The sequence below is a fragment of the Aeromonas sp. 600886 genome (genome assembly GCF_049174935.1).
Classification (GTDB): domain Bacteria; phylum Pseudomonadota; class Gammaproteobacteria; order Enterobacterales; family Aeromonadaceae; genus Aeromonas; species Aeromonas veronii_A.
The window spans coordinates 1-2,846 of sequence record NZ_JAAKUB010000048.1; the positions used below are offsets into that span (position 1 = coordinate 1).

The window sequence follows — 2,846 nt, forward strand, 5'->3', positions numbered from 1 at the left end:
CGACACTTCTTGGGGTTGTATGGTTAAGTGACTAAGCGTACATGGTGGATGCCTTGGCAGTCAGAGGCGATGAAGGACGTACTAACCTGCGATAAGCTGTGAGAAGTCGGTAAGAGACGCTATTACTCACAGATTTCCGAATGGGGAAACCCACCCGAGATAACTCGGGTATCTGTTACTGAATACATAGGTAACAGAGGCGAACCGGGAGAACTGAAACATCTAAGTACCCCGAGGAAAAGAAATCAACCGAGATTCCCTCAGTAGCGGCGAGCGAACGGGGATTAGCCCTTAAGTATCTTGGAAGTTAGTGGAACGGTCCTGGAAAGGCCGGCGATACAGGGTGATAGCCCCGTACACGAAAACAACCTTGATGTGAAATCGAGTAGGGCGGGACACGTGACATCCTGTCTGAATATGGGGGGACCATCCTCCAAGGCTAAATACTCCTGACTGACCGATAGTGAACCAGTACCGTGAGGGAAAGGCGAAAAGAACCCCTGTGAGGGGAGTGAAATAGAACCTGAAACCGTGTACGTACAAGCAGTGGGAGCCCTTCGGGGTGACTGCGTACCTTTTGTATAATGGGTCAGCGACTTACATTTTGTAGCGAGGTTAACCGTATAGGGGAGCCGTAGGGAAACCGAGTCTTAACTGGGCGTCTAGTTGCAAGGTGTAGACCCGAAACCGGGTGATCTAGCCATGGGCAGGTTGAAGGTTGAGTAACATCAACTGGAGGACCGAACCCACTAACGTTGCAAAGTTAGGGGATGACCTGTGGCTGGGGGTGAAAGGCCAATCAAACTCGGAGATAGCTGGTTCTCCCCGAAAGCTATTTAGGTAGCGCCTCGGACGAATACTACTGGGGGTAGAGCACTGTTTGGGCTAGGGGGTCATCCCGACTTACCAACCCCATGCAAACTCCGAATACCAGTAAGTAATATCCGGGAGACACACGGCGGGTGCTAACGTCCGTCGTGAAGAGGGAAACAACCCAGACCGCCGGCTAAGGTCCCAAAGTTCTGGTTAAGTGGGAAACGATGTGGGAAGGCTCAGACAGCTAGGATGTTGGCTTAGAAGCAGCCATCATTTAAAGAAAGCGTAATAGCTCACTAGTCGAGTCGGCCTGCGCGGAAGATGTAACGGGGCTCAAACCAGGCACCGAAGCCGCGGATTCACACTTATGTGTGAGTGGTAGGGGAGCGTTCTGTAAGTCTGCGAAGGTGTATCGAGAGGTATGCTGGAGATATCAGAAGTGCGAATGCTGACGTAAGTAACGATAAAGGGGGTGAAAAGCCTCCTCGCCGGAAGACCAAGGGTTCCTGTCCAACGTTAATCGGGGCAGGGTGAGTCGACCCCTAAGGCGAGGCCGAAAGGCGTAGTCGATGGGAAGCAGGTTAATATTCCTGCACGACTTGTAATTGCGATGGGGGGACGGAGAAGGCTAGGTGGGCCAGGCGACGGTTGTCCTGGTGAAAGTGCGTAGGTGGTGTTTCTAGGCAAATCCGGAGACACAACACTGAGACACGAGACGAACACACTACGGTGTGGAAGCCATTGATGCCCTGCTTCCAGGAAAAGCCTCTAAGCTTCAGATTACAAGTCATCGTACCCCAAACCGACACAGGTGGTCGGGTAGAGAATACCAAGGCGCTTGAGAGAACTCGGGTGAAGGAACTAGGCAAAATAGAACCGTAACTTCGGGAGAAGGTTCGCTCTTGACAGTGAAGTCCCTTGCGGATGGAGCAGTTGGGAGTCGCAGTGACCAGATGGCTGGGACTGTTTATCAAAAACACAGCACTCTGCAAACACGAAAGTGGACGTATAGGGTGTGACACCTGCCCGGTGCCGGAAGGTTAATTGATGGGGTTAGCGCAAGCGAAGCTCTTGATCGAAGCCCCGGTAAACGGCGGCCGTAACTATAACGGTCCTAAGGTAGCGAAATTCCTTGTCGGGTAAGTTCCGACCTGCACGAATGGTGTAACCATGGCCATGCTGTCTCCACCCGAGACTCAGTGAAATCGAATTCGCCGTGAAGATGCGGTGTACCCGCGGCTAGACGGAAAGACCCCGTGAACCTTTACTACAGCTTGGCACTGAACATTGAACCTACATGTGTAGGATAGGTGGGAGGCTTTGAAGGCGTGACGCCAGTTGCGCTGGAGCCGTCCTTGAAATACCACCCTTGTATGTTTGATGTTCTAACGCAGGGCCCTGAATCGGGCTCGCGGACAGTGCCTGGTGGGTAGTTTGACTGGGGCGGTCTCCTCCCAAAGAGTAACGGAGGAGCACGAAGGTTGGCTAATCCTGGTCGGACATCAGGAGGTTAGTGCAATGGCATAAGCCAGCTTAACTGCGAGACGGACAGGTCGAGCAGGTACGAAAGTAGGTCATAGTGATCCGGTGGTTCTGAATGGAAGGGCCATCGCTCAACGGATAAAAGGTACTCCGGGGATAACAGGCTGATACCGCCCAAGAGTTCATATCGACGGCGGTGTTTGGCACCTCGATGTCGGCTCATCACATCCTGGGGCTGAAGTCGGTCCCAAGGGTATGGCTGTTCGCCATTTAAAGTGGTACGCGAGCTGGGTTCAGAACGTCGTGAGACAGTTCGGTCCCTATCTGCCGTGGGCGTTGGATGATTGAAGGGAGTTGCTCCTAGTACGAGAGGACCGGAGTGAACGAACCTCTGGTGTTCGGGTTGTCACGCCAGTGGCACTGCCCGGTAGCTAAGTTCGGAATCGATAACCGCTGAAAGCATCTAAGCGGGAAGCGAGCCCTGAGATGAGTCATCCCTGACCCCTTGAGGGTCCTAAAGGGCCGTTGGAGACCACAACGTTGATAGG

The 2,846-nt window shown here is 53.2% G+C and carries 1 rRNA gene; it reads left to right on the plus strand.

What is annotated here, in order from left to right:
* Positions 1 to 21: 21 nt before the first annotated feature.
* Positions 22 to 2,846 (plus strand): 23S ribosomal RNA (locus G5179_RS20750); the annotation flags it as partial.